The organism is Ferrimonas sp. YIN67 (assembly GCF_057219095.1).
This window is the reverse complement of record NZ_JBXVVJ010000006.1, coordinates 180,335-200,357: the sequence shown is the minus strand read 5'-3', so window position 1 is coordinate 200,357 and position 20,023 is coordinate 180,335. Positions and strand designations below refer to the sequence as shown.

Here is a 20,023-nt window from a genome sequence, read left to right as displayed (position 1 = left end):
CCTGTTTTTCCTATCTGGGATGCAGCCAGCCCGGCAGTGAATCGTAGGGATCGGCCCTCTGCTGCTCATCAAACTCAACCCCCTTGGCCTTGAACATCGCCTGCAGGCTGCCGTCTTTGATCTTATCGAACAGATCCGTGCAACCGCCGATAAACTCGCCCCGCACAAAGATCTGCGGCAGGGTATTCCAGCCGGTCTTGGACTTCAGCACGGCCCGGATCTTGGCCCCCCGCTCCCCCGCCTGAAACGCCACGGAGTCCAGCTCCTGATCGGCAAATTCGATGCCATACAGCTTGAACACCTTGCGTACCGACCAGCAGAACTCGCACCACTCCAGGGAGTACATCACCATGGGCTGAGCCGGATCCGCCAGCATCGCCTCCACCTCAGCCACCGCCTTTTCATCGAGTGGGATCGGCTTGTCATCGGTCGCCGGCGGAGCGTGGGAAACATCGAAGCGATAACCCGGCGTGGAGCGCGACAGCGCCAGCTCCTCCTCGGTCATCTCCACGGCCACCCCTTCAAACAAGGGCGTACTGAGATAGCGTTCTCCCGTATCCGGCAGCATACAGAGGATCCGGCTACCGTCCGGGGCCTGCCGAGCCACCTCCAGCGCTCCGGCAAAGGTGGCGCCGGCGGAGATCCCGACGAAGATCCCCTCCTTGCGAGCCAATGCCTTGCTGCACTGCAACGCCTGGTTACCATCGATGGGCTGGTAACGATCGATCCGGGCTCCATCGAGCACAGCCTGGGCCAGCTTGGGAATGAAATCCGGCGTCCAACCCTGCATCAGATGGGGACGGAAGTTGGGGTGACTGGCCCCCTCGGGCTGGGAGATGCCGCTGGCCAGGATCGGCGCATTGTCCGGCTCACACACCACGATTTGGGTCTTGGGGCTCTTTGCCTTTAATACCCTGGAAACCCCATTAAGGGTTCCGGCGGTACCGAATCCGGTAACCCAGAAGTCCAGCGGTGCATCGGCAAAGTCCTCGAGGATCTCCACCGCCGTCGTCTTCTCATGGATGGCCGCATTGGCGGGGTTTTCAAACTGACGGGACTGCCACCAGCCATGTTTCTCCGCCAGCTCGATCGCCTTGTTCACCATGCCGCTGCCCTTCTCATGGGCCGGGGTCAGTACCACCTTGGCACCCAGGAAGCGCATCAACTTGCGCCGCTCGACACTGAAGTTTTCCGCCATGGTCAGCACCAGGGGATAGCCCTTGGCGGCACACACCATGGCCAGGCCGATGCCGGTATTGCCACTGGTCGCCTCCACCACGGTCTGGCCCGGTTTGAGCTCCCCCCGTTGCTCGGCGTCTTCGATCACCCCCAACGCCAGGCGATCCTTTACCGAGCCCATGGGATTAAACGCCTCGATCTTCACATACAGCTCACAACCGTGAGTATCGATATGATTGATCCGCACCACGGGCGTATTACCTATGGTGTCCAGAATGCTGTCGTAACGCCGTCCCATCTTCGCCTCACCATCAAAATGACACCCTTCAAGGCTAGCACCCCCATAATTTGGGGTCAGAGTAAAAACTCCCTAAGAGGCTGTATCCGAGCTGGGCCCTCGCCGCAGTGGGTGAAGCCGCCTTCCGGTCAGGCGCTCCATCTCGCATTTAAAGGCCTCACTGCCCAGGGCCATCCCTCGATGTGTGACCTCTCGAATAGTGAGTAACTGCTGGTAAGAGAGCCCTTGGGTTAACAACTTCAGGTAGGCTTCACGCCGCCGCTCGAGATCTGAGCCCAGCGCCAGAAACAGAGGATGGGGCGAGCAGAGAGAAGAGGTTTTATGGCCAGCATTGATGGGGCAGCTAGACCAGGGATAGCGCACCGGATCAGACACCATGCCTGCCCTCACCGGATTCAACTCGATATAACGATACAAACGTAGCAGGTACTCCTCTTGCTGCACCAGACAGGAACGAAAACGCCCCTCCCACAGCGTCCCTGTACGCGCATGTCGATGATTAAAATGGCGTACATATTTGCGTCCCAAAGACTGCATCATGCGGCTGACCGACCCCTCCTGCGCTGGAGTGCATAGAAGGTGGACATGGTTGTCCATCAGCACCCAGGCATGAACCGCCACCTCACAAGACTGGGAATAATCGGCCAACCAACTCAGGTAAGTAATAAAGTCCCGTTTATCAAAAAAACAGCGCTGTTGATTATTGCCTCTTTGGATCACATGCAGTGGAACACCGGCGGGGTTGTTCCGCATTAATCTGGCCATCCTTGCCTCCGCTAAAGATCATCGGGAAGAGCAAAGATAGGTGGCAGTTTTTACTCTGACCCTAAATTGGAGTGGGGCGACATTGCACCATGGCGGTGATCTTGTAGGTCATGACCGCTTCGTCGTGCTGATTCAGCAGGCGCAGGCCATAGGTGACGATCCCGACCTTGGGGTTGCTGTTTGAGAGTCGTTTGGAGATGGGCTGGCACTCCAGCATCAGGCTGTCACCGCCGAACAGAGGGGCAACGAAGCGCAGTTCATCCCAACCCAGGCCCGCCACGGTCACCGGGCGGGGCCTGAGTTCATTGCCCAACTTGGTTCCCAGGGCAATGATGTGGGGACCACAGGCGAAGATCCGCCCCAGGACGTGCTCCGCCGCCGCCTTGGGATCGATGTGGTAAGGCTCCGGATTCCACTGCCTGGCATAGTCGATGATCTCCGCTTCGCTGACGGCGAGTCGACGCGAATACTGGATCTGCCCTACCTGGAGGTCGTCGAAATAGTGTTGTGCCATGATCTGGCTCCCTGAGATGCGTTGATCCCCTTTTCGCGGTTTTTCCCTTCGAGGGCGTCGTCCAAATGCAGTAGAACGTCGGATTCTGTGACACAGTGCCCCCATTTCTTTTTCACCTGAGATACCAGCAGACAGGCCGGCACTCCATTCGCCGAAGCGGGGGAAACGGGGTACCCTGATGCCAGGAACCAGCACACATATTCACGATCTCACGGACCATGAAGCCATCTGTCCCCATTGCCCTCTGGCTGAGCCTGCTACCGCCACTGCTCGCCGCTACCCCCGCCTTGGGGGCGACGGCGGCAGAGGCCGGCCATTTCGAACGCACCGCAACGCCGGGGTGCGGTCTGGCCTTGGCTGGCCACTGGATCTCCCTGCGCAATCGCTCCGATCAAGCCCTGACCTATCAGATTGAACGCCAAGTGCAGAGCAAACCTGCGCCCGACACCCGCTTCATCAAAACCACGCTTTTACCCGGCCATAACGCCCTGCTCGGCTGCAGCCTGGCACGCCAGTCCCCACACTCGCCTATCCGCTACCGCATCGTCGCCGTCGAGCCAGCCGCGAACAACTCACGGTAAAACAACGACCTTCCACCTTCACCCGGAGAAGATCCAACTCCTCCTGTCCGTTGCAATTGCCCGATGAAGACGGCTAGAGTGTCGTTCAAACAAACAGAAGGAATTGAGTCGTGTTTGACTGGATCAGTAGCCCCGAAGCCTGGATCGCCCTGGCTACCCTGACCTCACTGGAGATCGTCCTTGGGATAGACAACATCATCTTCATCTCCATCCTGGTGGCTCGCCTGCCTGAAAAGCAGAGGGATCTGGCCCGCCGTATCGGCCTGATGCTGGCGATGTTGACCCGCCTGGCTCTGCTGTTTTCCCTGACCTGGGTGATGGGACTGACCGATCCCCTCTTCTCCCTGCTGGGCATGGCGATATCGGGACGGGATCTGATCCTGATCGGCGGCGGTCTGTTCCTCCTGGCCAAGGCGACACTGGAGATCCACAACAGCCTGGAGGGGGAGGAGCACGGTCATGGTCCCAGCACCGCCACCAGCATGGGCATGATCCTGCTGCAGATCGCCATACTGGATGTGGTGTTCTCCCTCGACTCAGTGATCACCGCCGTCGGACTGGCGGATCAACTCGCGGTCATGGCCATCGCCATCATCATCGCCGTCGGCGTCATGCTGCTCTCGGCCAAGGCGATCGGCGACTTTGTCGACGGTCACCCAACGGTGAAGATCCTGGCCCTCTCCTTCCTGGTGCTGGTGGGCATGACCCTGATTGTCGAGGGGTTCGACGTCCATATCCCCAAGGGCTACATCTACTTCGCCATGGCCTTTTCAGTGGCGGTGGAGATGCTCAACCTGCGCCTGCGGAGAAAAACTCGAGAGCCGATCAAGCTGCGCAAACCCATCGAATGATGCGCTGAGCGCCCGCCGGTGCGGGCGCTCACTCAGTGGCACTTAAGCTGGTAATGAAACACCGGCAACGACCAGTTATGGCGGATCGCCAATAGGCGCAGGGTCAAGCCCACCATCAGGCTGGCCCCCAGATTGAGCCAAAGGGGGATCCCACACAGCTCCAGGGCCACGTAGATCCCCGCCGTCAGCAGTGCCACCGAGGCATAGAGTTCCTGACGAAACACCAGGGGAACGGTCTGGCACAAGACATCCCGCAGAACACCGCCAAAGACCCCGGTCACCACCCCCATACACACAGCCACTAACGGGTCGTGCCCAAGGGCCAGGGTCTTCTGCGCCCCAATCACCGAGAACACCGCCAGACCGAGGGCATCGATCAGCAGAAACAGGCGGGAGAGGTAGCGCATGACCGGGGCGATCACCACGGTCAACAGGGCCGCTGCGGCAATGGCCGCCAGGTACTCGATATGCTCAATCCAGATCAGCGGGTAGTTCCCCAACAACAGATCCCGCACCGTGCCGCCACCGATCGCTGTCACACAGCCGATGATCACCACCCCAAACAGATCCATGCGACGGCGCCCCGCCGCCAAAGCACCGGTCATGGCCTCGGCCAGGATCCCCACCAACCACAATAGAGAAATTAACTGCATCTGCGACCTCTTACCCCCAGGGCGAAAAGAAACTGGCGCCACTCTGCCCGAGACCCAGGGTGCGCAACAGCGACAAAAATGCAGGATCAGATGAAATGGCTTCACCCGTAACTGGGATACGACAACGCCTGGTTAAGAAATACTCACCCTCGGCCGCCTTAGGAGAGGGAGCACCGGCCGTGCTTTCATTGAGAGGGAACGTGATGAAAACTCTAATTCTGGGACTGTTGGCCGCCTTTGGCCTCCACACCCCGGCGCCCCCCAGCCCGGTGCAGATCGACAACCGGGATCCTAGGGCTCATGAGATCCAGCTGAGCTGCTATGGCGGGATCACCTCGTTCACCGTCCGAGGAACCAGTTCACGAAGCTACACCTACCACGCTAGCGCGCAGGAGTGCCAGATCATTGGTGGCAGCGTGCATTTCCCGACGGAAAGCCTCAGCCAGGGCAGCCTGTGGCGGATCGAGGGCGGCCAGGCCCGTCAGTCATCTTGACGCCTGACGACGCAGGAAGGCGGCAACGGCGCTTTTAGGTTTGCGCGAGAGGGTTTGCATCAGGGCAAAGGAGGGCTGGTGGATCCCATGCTCCCGGGCCAGATCGTCCAGCATGTACTGCCACAACTTGGCGGTCACCTCGGTATCGGCTAAAGCCCGGTGGAATACACCGTCATTGGCAATCTCCTTGTAGCGGACCAGGGTGCCCAGCTTATGGTTGGGCGCCTGGGGATAGAGGCGTCGCGCCAGCAGCAAAGAGCAGGCGAACTCCCCGCCATACCCGATGCCGATCCGCGCCAGTTCGGCATCGAGGAAACGCTGATCAAATGAGGCATTGTGTGCCACCAGGTTATGCCCCCCCACAAACTCGGCAAAGTCCGCCATCACCTCTTCACAAGGCGGTGCCGACGCCAGCATGGCATTGGTGATCCCCGTATAGCTTTCGATAAAGGGGCTGACGCGAAAACCGGGATCCATCAATTGCTGGAAACGCGCCACCACTTCTCCCCGCTCCAGCCGAACGGCTCCGATCTCTATGGCCCGATCGCCCCGATCCGGGGAGAGGCCTGTGGTTTCGAAATCGAGCACAACCAGGGTATCGGCGGCGTGAGAAGACAACATGGCAAGATCACTTCAAAGCAAATAGGATGGCCATTGTAGCGGATAGAGCATGGGGGGATCTGCCGAGGAACGCGGGGATCGCGATCCCCATCACTGCCCCCGGACGACTGGCACAGTACCCTGTAAAAAACGAATAATCAGTGAGGCGACTTTGATGGATACCAATAAGACTTCCTTCCACTTCTCTTTGGTGCTTGGAGGCAAAAATCACGGAGCGAGCGTCGCCGCCACCTTGGAACAAGCCGGTTTCTCCTGCGCCGAGGCGGGCAAATACAGCAGGCGGACCTATCTGGAGATGGAAGTCAAAGGGTACGATCTGAATGAAACCGTGCTGGATGCGATCGAACGAGTCGAAGCCGTATTGCCCAATAATTGCGTCGACTTTGTGTGTGAAAACAGCTTTTACCGGGCCCTGTGTAAAGAGCAGAAGGTGATGGACAGCTCTCCGATGAAAGATCGGGCACTGTACCTGCCCACCGAGGGGGAGTTGGATCCGGCTCGAGCACAAAACACCATCGCAATCCACCGGATCAACCGGGCCCTGCAGGCCCGTAAGGTACTGCGCAAAGGCACGGCCTAAGCGCAGCCTGAGCGAAGCCTAACAGCGACCACGAAGCCTGGCTCCCCGCTGGCTTGGGATCATCTCAATGATCTCAAACCCCTCTTGGCAGCGCGCTCGCCGAGCCAGTTCCTGGCGAGCCAGTTCCTCCATGTATCGCTCTGTCGCCGGGGTCAGTGTGTCCGTCTCGTCCGCCAGCCCTTGACCATTGGGGCCAAAGTAGTTCAACCGAAACTCCAGGCCACCCCGGGCCGTACCCTCGGCATCGAAACGGTATTCCTGAGACATACCTGTGCTGCTGCAACCCACCACCACTAAAAGTCCGATCACCACACCCAAATTACGCATCCCAATCTCCTTACCGATTCACTGCAGGCAGCCAATGCCTCTTTTCAGGCTTTCAGTAAAGCAGTGGAATGTCCCCAGGATGTGGACAAGACTGGTAAAAATGTCGCAACTTTGTCGCAACTTTGTCTCAGTACCATTCAGACGTGATCCCTTTTTACTCCAGCTCCACTGGAGGACGAAATACCAGTTCGTGGGTGATCAACTCGGGAGGATCCTGCAGCAGCTGGGCAATCTTGCCGGCAACGGCCTCCGCCGACATGTATTGCGGGCGTGCCTGGGGCCGAAACTCGGTATTGATCCCCCCGGGGTAAACGGCGGTGACTCGGATCCCCAGAGGCTGGGCTTCCTTCATCAGCACATTGCTCAGGCCTGCAAACCCCTGCTTCATGGCGGTATAGATCCCCATGGTGGCATTGCTGCGCTTGGCCACAGTGCTGATCACATTGATCAGGTATCCCTCCCCCCTCGGAGCCATATGTCGCATCGCCTCCCTGGACAGGAGATAGGGGGCACGCAGGTTCACCGCATACTGAAGTTCAAACTCCTCCAGATCCGTCTCGGCCAGCGGTGCCTTACGGCTGTTAAAGCCGGCATTGTTGATCAGCACGTCAACCTGACCGAGGGCCGCTACCGCCTGGGCAAACAAGTCCACCACCTGATCCGGCTCACTCAGATCCGCCACGATGCCCTGGCAGCCCGTCTCCTCCCTGAGCTGCGCCAGCAACACAGGATCCCGGCCGCTGGCAAAGACCCGGTATCCCTGCGCACACAAATGCACGACCAATGCCCGTCCCAGTCCCCGAGTCGCGCCGGTGATCAATACCCCTTGTTTCATCCCATACATCCTCATGGTCCAAAGAAGGTGTCAGTGTATCAGGCCAGGGGGGGCGGTAATGGGATCCCTGACACCCTCCTCCGGCAAGCATCGCGAGCCCTATGTACTGCACTCACCGCGCAGGGCGACACCATTGGCGGTGGGGCGCTGCTCCAGGATCTCATATGAGTGGGTGCACAGGTCCCGGCTGTCCAACTCCTGCTCCAGCATCAAGATCAGGGCCCCATAGCTCAGACCCCGGGGTTGGCTCACCGTATTGCCCTCCTCCGCTCCCCCCCTGTCCATCCCCCCCTTGCCACCGCCGCCCCGACGTCCACCGCCCCCCTTGCCACCCCGCTGGCCTTTCTCGCCACGGGATCCTGCAGTGGCGTTACGACTCGCCCCCGGCTCACCAAAATAGCTGAAGGTAAACTGTACCTTTCCCTGCTCATCCAGCTGGTGTCGAAAGGCGTGGTTAACGGGCTCAGGCTTGCTGCTGCAGCCCATCAGCAGGGCGGCAAACAGCCCGGAGATCATGATCCGCATCGAGGGATTCCTTATAGAGAAAAGGCGCCCGAGGGCGCCCTTGAAAGACTTAGAAAATGGGTTGTTGCTGACTGACTTACTGCTGGGCCTGCCGTGCTTCGCGCTTGGCCTTGTGCTGCAGGATCTGGTTGTAACGTTCCAATGGCATGCCGTTGCGGGCCACCTGACGCTCTTCCACCAGAGCCCCTTCCGCCTGGGTCACGATGGCGATCTTGTACCCCTCAGCGGTCGGCTCGACGCTGCCCAGGGCCAGTTTGTCATTGCCCTGCATGATCAGCCGGGCCTTAGCCAGAACGCTGATCTGCTCCTGGGTCAATTCACGCTCAAACTGTTGCTGACGCTTGCCATGGTCACCTGGTTTCATCTTTGATTTACCCTGATGAGGGCCCTGGCGCTCACCTTTGCGTTCACCTCTGTCTGCACGCTGAGGCGGCTCACCATTGGCCAGCATCTCAGCCTTTCGGGCCTCACGTTGCGCCTGTTTTTCCGCCATCTGATTGTATTTCTCCAGCGGCATGGCGTTATGGGCCACTTCACGCACCTCGACCAAAGCGCCTTCCGCCTTGGTGACGATCTCCAGGGTGTAGCCGGTTGCCGTGGGGATCACCTTACCCAGAACCAGGTTGTCGTTGCCCTGCATGATCAGGCGGGCCTCGGCCAGGATCTGGATCTCCTCCTGGCTGAACTGGCGGTCAAAGTGCTTGCCCATGGCCGCCTTGCGCTTGTGATGGGCACCATGATGGGTCCCCTTCATGGCATAGCCCTGCTCGCCTCGCACTCCCCGCGGCTCGCCCGGTGCCGCCATGGCAACGGCAGAGGTCAGGCTGGTGGCTGCCAGGATGGCAGCAAAGATGGCATTGCGTTTCATAATGACGTCCTCTATGAGTCCACTGTGTTGGTTTGACGGTATCCAGTAGAGCATGCCGACGTAGTAAAACTTTGCCGCGATCAACTCAGCTTGTCGCAAAATGTATCCATTCCGCTCCCTCCCCTCTCACCGACCAACACATCTGAACTAGAGCATTGTTTTATTAAGATTTATGCTGGATAAACTTTGATACACCCCGGATCGATGCCCCGCCGTATAATGGGCCATACCGCAACCGAGCCAGGAGCACCGAACCAACATGTCACAACAACACGTATTGGTGGTGGACGACCACGATGAGATCCGCGATCTGCTGGGCAGCTATCTTCAGCAGCACGGCTTTAGCGTCACCACCGCCGACGGCGGCGACGCCATGCGTCGTGCACTGGCGCAACAAACCCCTGATCTGGTGGTGCTGGATCTGATGATGCCCGGTGAAGATGGCCTCAGCCTGTGCCGCTGGTTGCGCGAGCAAAATGGCCCCCCGGTGATCATGCTCACTGCCATGAGTGAGGAGGCCGATACCGTTGTGGGGCTGGAGATGGGTGCCGATGACTATGTCACCAAACCCTTCAGCCCTCGGGTGCTGTTGGCCCGGATCAAGGCCGTGCTTCGACGCAACGAAGTAACGCCCCTGGACAGTGATAAAGCGCAGACCGCCCGCATCGATTTCGCCGGTTGGGGCCTGGATCTGCACCAGCGACAACTGGAGGATCCCCAGGGGGTGCTGATCCCATTAAGCACCGCCGAATTTCGCCTGCTCAAGGTGCTGCTGGAGCGCCCCCGCCAGGTCCTGAGCCGGGATCAACTGATGGATCTGACCCGGGGCCGCGAAGCCCTTCCCTTTGATCGCAGCATCGACAATCAGATCAGCCGGCTGCGCAAGAAGATCGAAGCCGACCCCAAACATCCGACGCTGATCAAGACCGTCTGGGGCGGCGGCTATATGTTTACCGAGGAAACATGCTCGCAATGAGGCACACTTCATTGACCCCTTTATGGCCTACACGGCTGGCAGCCCAGGTGATCGCCCTGATCCTGCTGATACTCACCCTGGCCATGGGCCTGAGCCTCTGGTTACTGTCCGGCGCACATCGTGAATCCTTTGGCGCCCTCAACCAGGTGCAACTGGTGCGCCAGTATATCTCGGTAGTAAAACTGCTGGAGAACAGTGAGCCCGAGTTTCACCCCAGGATCCTTAGAGCGGTCCGCAGTGCCACCACCCGAGCGCGCATCGACACCAGCAGCATCCTGCCTGACATCACGGAAGACCCCATGGATCTGCGACTACAAAAACGCCTGGAGGAGATGCTTGGGCCGCAATACCAAGGCCGCCTGCGTGCCAGCATCGGTTACCGATTCAAGCTGCCGTCGGAGAAGCAGATGAGGGAGATGCGTGAACGGCGTAGCGACCTCCACCTCACCGAATACCAGCGAAGAGAAAAGCTCGAAGACAGGCAGGTAAAGGAACGCAAACATCGTCCTCGGCTGGAGTACCTAAGCATCTCGCTACAACTTTCCGAGGATCGCTGGCTCAACTTCGACGTTGTGGTGCCCAAACCACCACCGCTGTTACCTCAGCAAACCCTCTATTTCCTGCTGCTGGCCGGGGCCGCCCTGCTGCTGGCCATGCTTTGGATGGTGCGCCGGATCAGCACCCCGGTAAAACGCCTCGCCCAGGCATCCCATCGGCTTGGTGTGGGGGAAACTTTGCCCGCCCTGAAAGAGGAGGGACCGGAGGAGATCCGGGAACTGACCCGAGCCTTTAACCAGATGCAGGATCGCCTGCAGCGCTTCGTCTCGGATCGCACGCGAATGCTGGCCGCCTTTTCCCATGATCTGCGCACCCCCATCACCAGCCTGCGCTTGAGAATAGAGATGATGGAGGAGAGTGAGCAGAAACAGCGTCTGCTGGCCACCCTGGATGAGATGCAGCAGATGAGCGAAGCCACCCTGGCATTCGTCCGCAATGGGTCCGATACCGAATCGACTCGCCAGGTGAACCTGTGCGCCCTGCTCGAAAGCCTGTGCGACGACCTCCAGGAGCAAGGCAAACCCGTGAATTTCCTCGCTGGCGATGCCCCGGGCGACACGGTGATCGCCTGCCGGCCTGTCAGTCTGAAACGGGCCCTGCGCAACCTGATAGAGAACGCCGTACAATATGGCGAGCGGGCCGAAATAGGCCTACTCTCGGAGCCAAACTCTCTGACCATCACCATTCGGGATCATGGCCCGGGGATCCCGATGGGGATGCGCGACAAGGTGTTTGAACCCTTCTTTCGACTGGAAGGCTCCCGCAGCCGCCATACCGGCGGCGTGGGCCTGGGTCTGGCCATTGCCCGCAACATCATCCACAGCCATGGGGGTGAGCTGCTACTGGAGGACGCCGATCCCGGCCTTAAGGTCGTGCTGAAGCTTCCCCTCAAGCGCTAGCGACGACCGCTAGCGCGCCATATATGCCCGCCGCCGATCGGCGGGCAATTTTTCAATGGCATAACGCAACATGACTCTGGGCATACGATGGGCATGGCTTTGCAAGAAATCGTGCAGCGCCGCTTCATCCCGCTTACCCATCTCCCTGAGCATCCAGCCCACCGCCTTGTGCATCAAATCATGGGGTTCGGTCAGCAGACGGCGTGCCTGCGCCAGGATCGCCTCGCTGTGACCGGCACGGATCCCGGCCAGGCTGGCCAGTACCGCCATGCGTCGATCCCACACCCGGGGGCTGAGCAACAAAGTCTCCTGCTCCGCCAGGAAGCGTCCGCGCAATACCGGCTCTCCCAGCAACCGAGGCGCGCTGCCATCCACCAGATCCCAGTTGTTCACCGCCTCACCATGGCGCAGATAAAAGGCCGTCAATACATCCCGCTGCGCCTCATCGGCCCGCTCATGCTGCAGCACCAGGATAAACAGGCCAAGCTGACGCATCTCATGCCACTGACTCGCCAGCAGGGTACCTATCTCCTCCAATGACAACTCCCGGTATTGGCGAGACAACGCCCGAACCTTGGGCACCCGCACACCCAGGAAGCGATCCCCCTCGCCATAGCCACCGGGCTGGGCCTGGAAGTATTTGGGATAGAACTCAGCCTTGTCCGACTCGGACAGGGCTTGAAGTTGAGAGAGCAGGGAGTTGGGCATGAGCAGTGTCTTAGTGTCGGTAGCTGGGTGCTAGGTTCTAGGTATTAGGTGCTAGGTGCTAGGTGCTAGGTGCTAGGTGCTAGGTGCTAGGTGCTAGGTGCTAGGTGCTAGGTTCTAGGTTCTAGGTGCTAGGTGCTAGGTGCTAGGTTCTAGCAAAAGCTTACACCGCTTTTTCCTAGTACCTAGGCTTTTTCCAAGTACCTCGGCTTCTCCCTAGTACCTAAGCTTCTCCCTAGTACCTCGGCTTTTTCCTAGTACCTAGGCTTTTTCCTGTTGTCCTCGGCTACAGCAGCGCCTCAATATCCTTGGCGATGGACTCCGGCTTATCCGTCGGCGCATAGCGTTTCACCACCTTGCCGGAGCGGTCCACCAGGAACTTGGTGAAGTTCCACTTTATGCCCTTGCTGCCCAGCAAACCTGGCGCCGCCCTTTTCAGGTGCTCAAACAGCGGATGGGCCCCACTGCCGTTCACCTCCACCTTGGCCATCAGGGGAAAGGTTACCCCAAAGTTCAGCTGGCAAAACTCGCTGATCGCCGCCGCATCACCCGGCTCCTGCTGGCCAAACTGGTTACAGGGAAAGCCCAGCACCACCAGGCCTTGATCTTTGTACTGCTGATACAGGCTCTCCAATCCCTCATACTGGGGGGTAAAGCCACATTTACTGGCGGTATTGACGATCAGCATCACCTTGCCCTGGTAGTGGGCCAGGTTCAGGCGCTCCCCGCCATTGGTGCCCACCTCAAACTCGTAGATCTCGCTCATTCCCGGTTCCTTGCCGTTAGGGTCTTTTCCCACCCTAACGTGAATTGAGTGTGTTAACCAAGATGATGATGGAGATTGACACTATCGGCTTTGAAGAAGGCTGCACCGTGAGCATTTCGTGGTTCACTGCGCTGGCTCGCCACTGGCCATGGTGGGAACCACAAAAGGTCCGGGAGCCAACGCGCCCACACTGTCCCTCTGGCTCATCGAATTTACTAAATAAAAAAGCCAACCTAATAAATTCAGGTTGGCCAAAATTCATCATTAGCATGAGCTGCCAAAATAAGAGCCCTCTGGGGTTCTCATTAAGACTAACTCCGTCATTTAATGATGATTACATCTTACCTTCCGTCAGCACCAGCTCAGTGATATCACCAAACAAACCAGGCTGCGTGACATCGAGTCTCAGGCGCTCACCAGATGCCTGAATATCTTTAATGTTGTACATCATAACGTTAAAGCTATCTGCCCATGTGTAACGCAAGACAGCATCACCCGTGGTAATGTTTTGAGTTACCATCCACTCTGTGCCGTAACCGGTCATTTGGCCATTGATCGGACGGTTGGGGGCGTCATGGGGCACCTTGTAAATAACGGACTCCAGCTTCAGCAGCCCATTGGTCACACTGCTAGGCTCTTTAAGGTGGTTATAAAAATACGAGTTGCTAATAAAACGATCTTGAGAGTGGAGGTTGCCATTGGTTTTCAGGTCCACTTCAGAATCTTGCTTCTCAACTGGCCCCCAGTCTTTTGAGGACTCAGCCAGGTTGGCAAGGTGAACTTGGTATTCCGGCGAATTGGTTAAGATATTGTGCTCGGGTCCATGCCAGATCTTTAACTCTTTCTCTTGCCATTGGATGATTGCCGCATCGCCAGTGATATCTTGTAGGCTGAAATGAACCGTCATGACTGTAGGCATGCCAGGAATTTCATCTGTCATCATATCCATGCTTTTCATGGCATTCACTGCGTCAGAAACGGTTGCATATTGTGACAGCAAGTGTTGCATTAATTTAGCATGGCCGAGAGATTCATCCGACCGAATATCATTAATATCCATCTCGTTGAAAAACAGGACATTCCCAGAAAGACCCGCTTCGTTCACACCTTCTCCAACCAATGCGCCGTAGCTGGTGATGGCGGTTACCGCATATTTGGACTTTTCCACTAAAGCGTCTGCACGAAGGGAACGTGTATACTCGAATCCCTTTGGATAGTTTTCTAGTGCTGCATGAGAGCTTTCAATCCAGTCAAAGGTCCGTGAGACAAAGACCCCTTTCTCCGTATCCCATGCAATTCGAGAACAAGCGTGTGCGTCTGAAACAACACCCCCGAAAAGTACCGCGAAAGCTGTTGCAGAAAATAACTTTTTATTAAACATTTAGTCAGTGCCTATTCTAGAGAATCCGGGTGGATTATAAATCCGGCTTTTCAGCATGTAACATCACTACTGCTGGGAAAAACCCAACACCCTTTTTGCTCTCGATCATGTTCATGCAATCCTTTTGGAGAGGGATCGCGAACGCCGTTCGGGCGCCGTTGCCAAATGCAATCCAAGGGGCCCAGGGAACCAGGCCTATTTGAGATTTGCTCGTGGTTGAAACGGACCCGAACCACTCCCGAAGCGAAAATGACAAAGACCCCATGATATTGCGCTAACGTTCGGGGACCGCCGGCGCGACAACAGGGTTGGGGAGCCACGAAAGCTCCACGGCGCAGCCGTCCACGAATACCAATGGCAGTGACCCACACAACCGCCATGCCGCTGGCATCCCCGGACACCCAACCGTGCGTAAGCACAATTAAGACAAGTCGTCAGCCCCCCCGCTGCACTCCCTGCTGCCAGAACTGCGCCGACAGTTCCTGCTGTTTGGCGGCCAGGCGGGACATATCCCGTCCCTTCTTGGCCGTCTGTGCCGCCTGAGACAGGCTGCACTGGGCCAGTTCGCTGACGGTCTGGATCGCCTCGCTGATCTCCTGGGTCACCACCCGCTGCTGGCTCATGGCGGCGGCGATCTCATCGCTCATGGTGTTGATGGTGTTCACCGCGCTGCGCAGATCGGCAAAGGCCAGATCCACTTCCTGGATCCGGGCTTCGGTCTCCCTCGCCGCTTGTTGGCCCTGAGCCATTGCCCGGTTCGCCGTCTGGCTGGAGCTCTGAAACTGGGCCACGATCTCCTCGATCTGCACCGTAGACTGGGCGGTACGCTGCGCCAGGTTGCGCACCTCGTCGGCCACCACGGCGAACCCCCTGCCCGACTCACCGGCTCGGGCAGCTTCGATGGCGGCATTGAGTGCCAGCAGGTTGGTCTGCTCAGCGATCCCCCGGATCACATCCAGCACCTGGGCTATGGACTGGCTGTCCTGCTCAATCTGCTGCACCACTGCCGCGGTGTGCCCCACCTCTTCGCTCAGGCTGCCGATGGCGGAGGAGACTTCCGTCAGCATGCGGCTGCCCTCGTCAGCCACCATCAGGCTCTGGTTCAACGCCGAAGCCACCTGAGTCGCGTTGTCCGCCACCTCATTGAAGCTGACGCTCATCTCCTCAACGGCTGTCGCGGCGGCCGCCGTTTGTTGGTTCTGCCGCTCGGCTCGCTCCTGTGTGTCGCGCACCGTGCTATTGAGCTGCTCCCCCATGCCACATAGATCCGTGGCCGAATCGGCGATCCGCCCAACCACACCACCCAACTCGGTGGAGAGGAAGTCCAGTGACAGGTTCAGCTGGCCGATCTCATCCTGACGGCCGGTAAAGACGCCCCGGGCAATGGGATCGTCGATCACACTTCGGCTGCGCTCAACCAGGGCCACCAGGGGCCGCAACAGCCAGTGCATCAGCAACAGGCTCAGGCCGATCCCGACACCGGCACCGATCAGCCCCACCCAATGAAGCAGGAGGGCGGTCATGGCCGCACCACCGGCTGCACCCAGCAACAGGCGGCCGACAAAGCCCAGCCTGGCGGGTTGCAAAGCCTTGGGGGTGGTACCCGCTTTCAGCGCACGGTAGATCCCATCCGCCTGCTCGATCTGAGCACGGTTCGCCCGCCGCCGCACCGATTGGTACTCGTGGATCTCACCGTTCTCGAAGACCGGCGTGACATAGGCATTAACCCAGTAGTGATCACCATTTTTTGCACGATTCTTGACGACACCGAACCAGGGCCTCCCCCCCTGAATCGTCTCCCACAGGGAAGCAAACGCCACCTCAGGCATGTCCGGGTGGCGGATCAGGTTATGGGGCTGGCCATGCAGTTCATCCTGAGAGTACTGGGAGATCTCGGCAAAGGTGTGATTGGCAAACTTGATCTTGCCCTTGGGATCTGTGGTCGACAGCAAGATGCTGTCCTGAGGAAAGGGGATCTCCCGTCCGGTTACTGGCTGGTTGTCGCGCATGGCTGGCCCCGTTGCTGCTTAAATGGTGCATGGGTGGTGCATAGATGGTGCATGATTTGGGTATGGTGCCAGTGCCACCTCAGCCTTGCACGACTCTCTCGCACTAGCACTTAAGCTTTTGAATTTATTTTTGATATGGATCAGAAAACCCGGTTCATGGTCGAACCGGGTTTTCATAAAATCGATCGAGATCCTTCCGAATCGCTCTGTGCCCAATTGTGCGAAAAAGCGCAACCGGACGGGCTTGGCGCACTCTCCCTACACGCCGGGACGCACGCCCAGGGCGTGGCAGATGGCGTAGGACAGCTCGGCGCGATTGAGGGTGTAGAAGTGGAAGTCACTCACCCCCTCCTTGGCCAAGACCTTGGCCATCTCAATCGCCACGTTGGCCCCGACCAACTTGCGAGTCGCCGGATCATCCTCCAGGCCATCAAACATGTGGTGCAGCCAATTGGGCACACGGATCTTGGCAAAATCGGAGAACTTCAGCAGTTGCTTGTAGTTGGTCACCGGCAGGATCCCGGGCACGATCTCCGCCTCGATCCCCGCCGCGGCACAGCGATCCCGGAAGCGCAGGTAGGCTTCGATATCGAAGAAAAACTGGGTGATCGCCCGGGTCGCACCGGCATCGATCTTGCGTTTGAGGTTGATCAGATCGGCCTGGGCACTGGTGGCATCCGGGTGCACTTCCGGGTAGGCCGCCACGCTGATCTCAAAATCGTGCTCCTGCTTGAGCAACTCGACCAGATCCGAGGCGTAACGGTTTGGATTCGGCTGCCCCTCGGGTACATCACCGCGCAGCGCCACGATATGACGCACGCCCTGCTGCCAATACTGGCGGGCCAGCTCACGCAACTCCCCCTCGTCGGCGTCGATCAGGGTCAGGTGGGGGGCCGCCTGCAGATCGGTCTCGGCGTGGATCCGCTCGATCACCTTGTGGGTGCGATCCCGCACACCGGAGTTGGCGCCGTAGGTCACGGACACGAACTTGGGCTTAAGCGGCGCCAGACGCTCGATGGACTGCCACAGGGTCTCCTCCATCGCCGGGCTGTTGGGTGGAAAGAACTCGAAAGAAACATTGAGATCTTTCAGGGAGCTGAGGCGCTCGTTCAATGCTTCGACTTGTTGGGCGTGATGAAATGCCATATCAATATATTCCCTTAACTGTTCGTTCGATGCCTCGGTGCTCGGGGCACTTCCGTTCCTAGGAAAGAGCCTAGGCTCTTAGCGATTAGCTATCAGCTCTTAGGACCTAGGACCTAGCCCCCAGCTCTTCGCTCTCGGCTTGTTAGTGCAACAGGCGACGACAAATCGCCACCAGATCGGATTGTACGGCGGCGGCAGTCACTTCACGCCCGGCGCCGGGCCCCTGGATCACCAGGCCGTTTGGATAGTGACTGCTGCGCAATAGGAACTGGTTATCTCCCGGCGGCAAGCTGGCAAAGGGGTGCTTGGGCGCCACCGCCTCAAGCCCCACCTTGGCTTGCAGGGTCTCCCCTTCGATGGCCAGGGCGGCGGTGTAACGCAGGGCTTGGCCCTGTGCCTTAGCACTGGCCAGGGCATCGGCCATGGGGCCATCCAGCTCCTCGATGCGGGCCAGGAACTCGCCGGTGGGGATCCCGGCCAGTGTCTCGGGCACCAGAGATTCCAGCCCCACCTGCTCCAGCTCGAGCTTCAACCCCAGCTCCCGTGCCAGGATCAGCAGCTTTCGCTGCATATCGACGCCGCCGAGATCTTCCCTTGGATCCGGCTCGGTGAAGCCCTTGTCCTTAGCCTCCAAAACCAACTGAGAAAATGGCTTACTGCCGTCAAAGTGGTGGAACAGCCAGCTCAAGGTGCCGGAGAACACCCCGTCGATGCGCTGCACCGTATCGCCTCCCCGCTTGAGATCGTCAATGGCATAAAAGATCGGCAAACCAGCCCCGACGGTGGCGTTATAACGCCAGTAGAGATGGCGCTGCGCGACCTGAGCTTTAAGGCGATCATAAAACGCCTGAGGACCACTGCCCGCCTGCTTGTTGGCACAGATCAAGTGGATGCCCCGCTCCAGTAGCTGGGGATAGGCCTGAGCCAACTCACCGCTGGCGGTGATATCCAGCAAGATCAGTTCGTCAAAAGGCAGAGTCGTCGCCCGGTCAAACAGGGCGGTCAGCTCATAGGGCTGTGCCTCGCTGTCGAAGCGGGACTGCCATTGGGTGGGATTGAGCCCCTCCGGCGCCAGCAGGGCTTCGTTCCGCCCCAGCACCGCCACCAGGGACAGCTCAGCCTCCAATTCATCACTGATCCGCCGTTGATAGTGGGCAAACTGCTGTAACCAGGCGGCACCAATGTTGCCTTTACCCGCCACCAAGAGCCCGATCTTCTTCAGCGGACCGGCACAACGCCGATGCACTCGGGCGGTCAGATCCGCCACTTCGTCACTGGGCACCAGGGTCGTTAATGCGAGGGGATCCGCCAACAGCGGCCAGGCGCAACGTCCCAGCAACCGAGCGAACGCGCCTCTCAGGCGGCCCGCATGGCGACTAACCAGAGCCACCAGCCCCAATCCTCGCTCACTGCGTACTGACTGATTGTAATGCTCGAACAAAGCCACCTGAGCGGCTTCGGCCTGCTCTTCGGTCACCACCAGGGCACCGCGCAGGGGATACACCGCCAACAGCGCCAGACCATGGGCCCGCAGGTAATCGGCGGCACTATCGCTGTCCTCACCATCCGGGCCATAGAGGACCACCACCTTGTCCAAGCTGGTGATCACCGGCTCGGCCTTGGCGCCCTCAGCCAGGATCCGGGTATAGGGCTGCTCCGGGGTATAACTGGATCGCACATTCAGCGACATGGAGTGCTGCTGAAGCGGCTGTAACGTGCGGGCATGCAGCACGGGTGAGCCCAGTCGGGCCAGGCGATCCGCTTCGGTCAGAGACAGCTCGGCCTGCAGGCGTGCGTCTTGCAACAGGTTGGGATCGGCGTTAAACACCCCCTGAACATCGGTCCAGATGGTGACCTGCTCAACCCCGGCCAGTGCGCCAATCACAGTGGCACTGTAGTCCGAACCATTCCGACCCAGCAACACACTCTGACCGGCTTCATCTGCCGCCACATAGCCGGTGATCACGACCCGGGTATCCGCTAAAGCCTGTAGGCGAGCGTCCAGCTTATCGCGACTGATCGGGTATTGGGGGCTGCGATCCTCTTTCACGGTCAGGAAACGGCGGGCGTCCAGGGCACTCGCCTGCACCCCTAACTGACTCAACAGGGCGGCCAGCAGTCGGGCCGACCACAGCTCGCCCAGCCCTTGGATATCGGCACTGTACTGACGCGGCTCGGCCAACCAGTGACGCAGCTGCTTAAGATCTTCCTCCAACTGAACCAGGGCGGTATCCGCCTCAGGCCCCAGCAGCAGCCGCTGGATCAGGCCCCGCTGAAACTGGACCAGTTCCGCCAACTCGCCAGACAGGTCTTGCTGTTGCTTGGCCCGCTCCAGCAGGGCGATCAGGGCGTTGGTGCTCTTTCCCGCGGCAGAGACCACCACCAGATCATCGGCGTTTCCCTGGGTGAGCAGGATATGGGCGACCCGGCGATAGCAATCTGCATCCGCCAGGCTTGACCCCCCAAATTTATGCAGTAGACGACGTGACACG

At 59.0% G+C, this 20,023-nt stretch carries 21 protein-coding genes; 6 read left to right on the top strand and 15 right to left on the bottom strand.

All coding sequences use genetic code 11. The features are described from left to right. Positions 1 to 10 precede the first annotated feature (10 nt). The 3 genes from cysK to AC2D8U_RS14065 form a co-directional block, all read right to left on the bottom strand. Entirely contained in the window at positions 11 to 1,477 is a 1,467-nt protein-coding gene (gene cysK / locus AC2D8U_RS14075) for a cysteine synthase A (RefSeq protein WP_484619703.1), read from the bottom strand. 72 nt (positions 1,478 to 1,549) lie between these two features. Then, a complete protein-coding gene (locus AC2D8U_RS14070; protein WP_484619702.1) occupies positions 1,550 to 2,230 on the bottom strand; it encodes a transposase in 681 nt (226 codons plus the stop codon). Positions 2,231 to 2,303: 73 nt separating this feature from the next. After that, entirely contained in the window at positions 2,304 to 2,756 is a 453-nt protein-coding gene (locus tag AC2D8U_RS14065) for a MaoC/PaaZ C-terminal domain-containing protein (protein ID WP_484619701.1), read from the bottom strand. A 218-nt stretch (positions 2,757 to 2,974) separates the two neighbouring features. On the opposite strand from AC2D8U_RS14065, the gene AC2D8U_RS14060 reads away from it, so the two are divergent. Together AC2D8U_RS14060 and AC2D8U_RS14055 are read left to right on the top strand one after the other, a co-directional pair. After that, a complete protein-coding gene (locus tag AC2D8U_RS14060) occupies positions 2,975 to 3,337 on the top strand; it encodes a hypothetical protein (RefSeq protein WP_484619700.1) in 363 nt (120 codons plus the stop codon). Between the two features lie 110 nt (positions 3,338 to 3,447). Continuing rightward, a complete protein-coding gene (locus AC2D8U_RS14055; protein ID WP_484619699.1) occupies positions 3,448 to 4,188 on the top strand; it encodes a TerC family protein in 741 nt (246 codons plus the stop codon). Between the two features lie 32 nt (positions 4,189 to 4,220). Here the strand turns inward: AC2D8U_RS14055 and AC2D8U_RS14050 are convergent, their stop codons facing one another. After that, a complete protein-coding gene (locus AC2D8U_RS14050) occupies positions 4,221 to 4,841 on the bottom strand; it encodes a trimeric intracellular cation channel family protein (protein ID WP_484619698.1) in 621 nt (206 codons plus the stop codon). A gap of 203 nt (positions 4,842 to 5,044) precedes the next feature. Here AC2D8U_RS14050 and AC2D8U_RS14045 point away from each other — a divergent pair, with 203 nt between their 5' ends. Next, positions 5,045 to 5,335, top strand: a complete 291-nt coding sequence (locus tag AC2D8U_RS14045) for a hypothetical protein (protein WP_484619697.1) — start codon at positions 5,045 to 5,047, stop codon at positions 5,333 to 5,335. On the opposite strand, the gene AC2D8U_RS14040 is transcribed toward AC2D8U_RS14045, so the two are convergent. Further along, a complete protein-coding gene (locus AC2D8U_RS14040) occupies positions 5,327 to 5,953 on the bottom strand; it encodes a 3'-5' exonuclease (RefSeq protein WP_484619798.1) in 627 nt (208 codons plus the stop codon). The two genes, AC2D8U_RS14045 and AC2D8U_RS14040, sit on opposite strands and share 9 nt — an antisense overlap. Positions 5,954 to 6,110: 157 nt before the next feature. On the opposite strand from AC2D8U_RS14040, the gene AC2D8U_RS14035 reads away from it, so the two are divergent. Beyond that, positions 6,111 to 6,536, top strand: a complete 426-nt coding sequence (locus tag AC2D8U_RS14035; protein ID WP_484619696.1) for a hypothetical protein — start codon at positions 6,111 to 6,113, stop codon at positions 6,534 to 6,536. Positions 6,537 to 6,554: 18 nt separating this feature from the next. On the opposite strand, the gene AC2D8U_RS14030 is transcribed toward AC2D8U_RS14035, so the two are convergent. From AC2D8U_RS14030 to AC2D8U_RS14015, 4 genes are all read right to left on the bottom strand, one after another. After that, positions 6,555 to 6,863 (bottom strand): hypothetical protein, encoded by a 309-nt coding sequence (locus AC2D8U_RS14030; RefSeq protein ID WP_484619695.1) that lies wholly within the window; start codon positions 6,861 to 6,863, stop codon positions 6,555 to 6,557. Positions 6,864 to 7,017: 154 nt separating this feature from the next. Further along, complete coding sequence (locus tag AC2D8U_RS14025) at positions 7,018 to 7,698, bottom strand: SDR family oxidoreductase (RefSeq protein ID WP_484619694.1); 681 nt, start codon at positions 7,696 to 7,698, stop codon at positions 7,018 to 7,020. A 99-nt stretch (positions 7,699 to 7,797) separates the two neighbouring features. After that, complete coding sequence (locus AC2D8U_RS14020; protein ID WP_484619693.1) at positions 7,798 to 8,223, bottom strand: hypothetical protein; 426 nt, start codon at positions 8,221 to 8,223, stop codon at positions 7,798 to 7,800. 76 nt (positions 8,224 to 8,299) lie between these two features. Then, positions 8,300 to 9,091: a hypothetical protein gene (locus tag AC2D8U_RS14015; protein ID WP_484619692.1), complete on the bottom strand. Its 792-nt coding sequence runs from the start codon at positions 9,089 to 9,091 to the stop codon at positions 8,300 to 8,302. A gap of 259 nt (positions 9,092 to 9,350) precedes the next feature. Here AC2D8U_RS14015 and AC2D8U_RS14010 point away from each other — a divergent pair, with 259 nt between their 5' ends. Further along, complete coding sequence (locus AC2D8U_RS14010; RefSeq protein WP_484619691.1) at positions 9,351 to 10,067, top strand: response regulator; 717 nt, start codon at positions 9,351 to 9,353, stop codon at positions 10,065 to 10,067. 11 nt (positions 10,068 to 10,078) lie between these two features. Then, positions 10,079 to 11,524 (top strand): ATP-binding protein, encoded by a 1,446-nt coding sequence (locus AC2D8U_RS14005; RefSeq protein ID WP_484619690.1) that lies wholly within the window; start codon positions 10,079 to 10,081, stop codon positions 11,522 to 11,524. Between the two features lie 9 nt (positions 11,525 to 11,533). On the opposite strand, the gene AC2D8U_RS14000 is transcribed toward AC2D8U_RS14005, so the two are convergent. From AC2D8U_RS14000 to metL, 6 genes are all read right to left on the bottom strand, one after another. Continuing rightward, positions 11,534 to 12,232 carry a DNA alkylation repair protein gene (locus AC2D8U_RS14000; protein WP_484619689.1) on the bottom strand — a complete coding sequence of 233 codons (699 nt, stop codon included), beginning with the start codon at positions 12,230 to 12,232 and terminating at the stop codon, positions 11,534 to 11,536. A 283-nt stretch (positions 12,233 to 12,515) separates the two neighbouring features. Further along, positions 12,516 to 12,995 (bottom strand): glutathione peroxidase, encoded by a 480-nt coding sequence (locus tag AC2D8U_RS13995; protein ID WP_484619688.1) that lies wholly within the window; start codon positions 12,993 to 12,995, stop codon positions 12,516 to 12,518. 334 nt (positions 12,996 to 13,329) lie between these two features. Then, positions 13,330 to 14,376, bottom strand: coding sequence for a linear amide C-N hydrolase (locus AC2D8U_RS13990; protein WP_484619687.1), 1,047 nt, complete (start codon positions 14,374 to 14,376; stop codon positions 13,330 to 13,332). Positions 14,377 to 14,810: 434 nt separating this feature from the next. Continuing rightward, positions 14,811 to 16,385, bottom strand: coding sequence for a methyl-accepting chemotaxis protein (locus AC2D8U_RS13985; protein WP_484619686.1), 1,575 nt, complete (start codon positions 16,383 to 16,385; stop codon positions 14,811 to 14,813). 258 nt (positions 16,386 to 16,643) lie between these two features. Then, a complete protein-coding gene (gene metF, locus AC2D8U_RS13980) occupies positions 16,644 to 17,531 on the bottom strand; it encodes a methylenetetrahydrofolate reductase (protein WP_484619685.1) in 888 nt (295 codons plus the stop codon). A gap of 142 nt (positions 17,532 to 17,673) precedes the next feature. Further along, positions 17,674 to 20,022 (bottom strand): bifunctional aspartate kinase/homoserine dehydrogenase II, encoded by a 2,349-nt coding sequence (gene metL, locus AC2D8U_RS13975; RefSeq protein WP_484619684.1) that lies wholly within the window; start codon positions 20,020 to 20,022, stop codon positions 17,674 to 17,676. Between the last annotated feature and the right edge of the window lies 1 nt (position 20,023).

Bases quoted from the DNA above. Each gene is read 5' to 3' on its own strand.
- AC2D8U_RS14015 (WP_484619692.1), bottom strand. From the start codon at position 9,091: ATGAAACGCAATGCCATCTTTGCTGCCATCCTGGCAGCCACCAGCCTG.
- AC2D8U_RS13985 (WP_484619686.1), bottom strand. From the start codon at position 16,385: ATGCGCGACAACCAGCCAGTAACCGGACGGGAGATCCCCTTTCCTCAG.
- metF (WP_484619685.1), bottom strand. From the start codon at position 17,531: ATGGCATTTCATCACGCCCAACAAGTCGAAGCATTGAACGAGCGCCTC.
- AC2D8U_RS14020 (WP_484619693.1), bottom strand. From the start codon at position 8,223: ATGCGGATCATGATCTCCGGGCTGTTTGCCGCCCTGCTGATGGGCTGC.
- AC2D8U_RS14030 (WP_484619695.1), bottom strand. From the start codon at position 6,863: ATGCGTAATTTGGGTGTGGTGATCGGACTTTTAGTGGTGGTGGGTTGC.
- AC2D8U_RS14060 (WP_484619700.1), top strand. From the start codon at position 2,975: ATGAAGCCATCTGTCCCCATTGCCCTCTGGCTGAGCCTGCTACCGCCA.
- cysK (WP_484619703.1), bottom strand. From the start codon at position 1,477: ATGGGACGGCGTTACGACAGCATTCTGGACACCATAGGTAATACGCCC.
- AC2D8U_RS14050 (WP_484619698.1), bottom strand. From the start codon at position 4,841: ATGCAGTTAATTTCTCTATTGTGGTTGGTGGGGATCCTGGCCGAGGCC.
- AC2D8U_RS14070 (WP_484619702.1), bottom strand. From the start codon at position 2,230: ATGCGGAACAACCCCGCCGGTGTTCCACTGCATGTGATCCAAAGAGGC.
- AC2D8U_RS14065 (WP_484619701.1), bottom strand. From the start codon at position 2,756: ATGGCACAACACTATTTCGACGACCTCCAGGTAGGGCAGATCCAGTAT.
- AC2D8U_RS14045 (WP_484619697.1), top strand. From the start codon at position 5,045: ATGAAAACTCTAATTCTGGGACTGTTGGCCGCCTTTGGCCTCCACACC.
- AC2D8U_RS13990 (WP_484619687.1), bottom strand. From the start codon at position 14,376: ATGTTTAATAAAAAGTTATTTTCTGCAACAGCTTTCGCGGTACTTTTC.
- AC2D8U_RS14000 (WP_484619689.1), bottom strand. From the start codon at position 12,232: ATGCCCAACTCCCTGCTCTCTCAACTTCAAGCCCTGTCCGAGTCGGAC.
- AC2D8U_RS14025 (WP_484619694.1), bottom strand. From the start codon at position 7,698: ATGAAACAAGGGGTATTGATCACCGGCGCGACTCGGGGACTGGGACGG.
- AC2D8U_RS13995 (WP_484619688.1), bottom strand. From the start codon at position 12,995: ATGAGCGAGATCTACGAGTTTGAGGTGGGCACCAATGGCGGGGAGCGC.
- AC2D8U_RS14010 (WP_484619691.1), top strand. From the start codon at position 9,351: ATGTCACAACAACACGTATTGGTGGTGGACGACCACGATGAGATCCGC.
- AC2D8U_RS14035 (WP_484619696.1), top strand. From the start codon at position 6,111: ATGGATACCAATAAGACTTCCTTCCACTTCTCTTTGGTGCTTGGAGGC.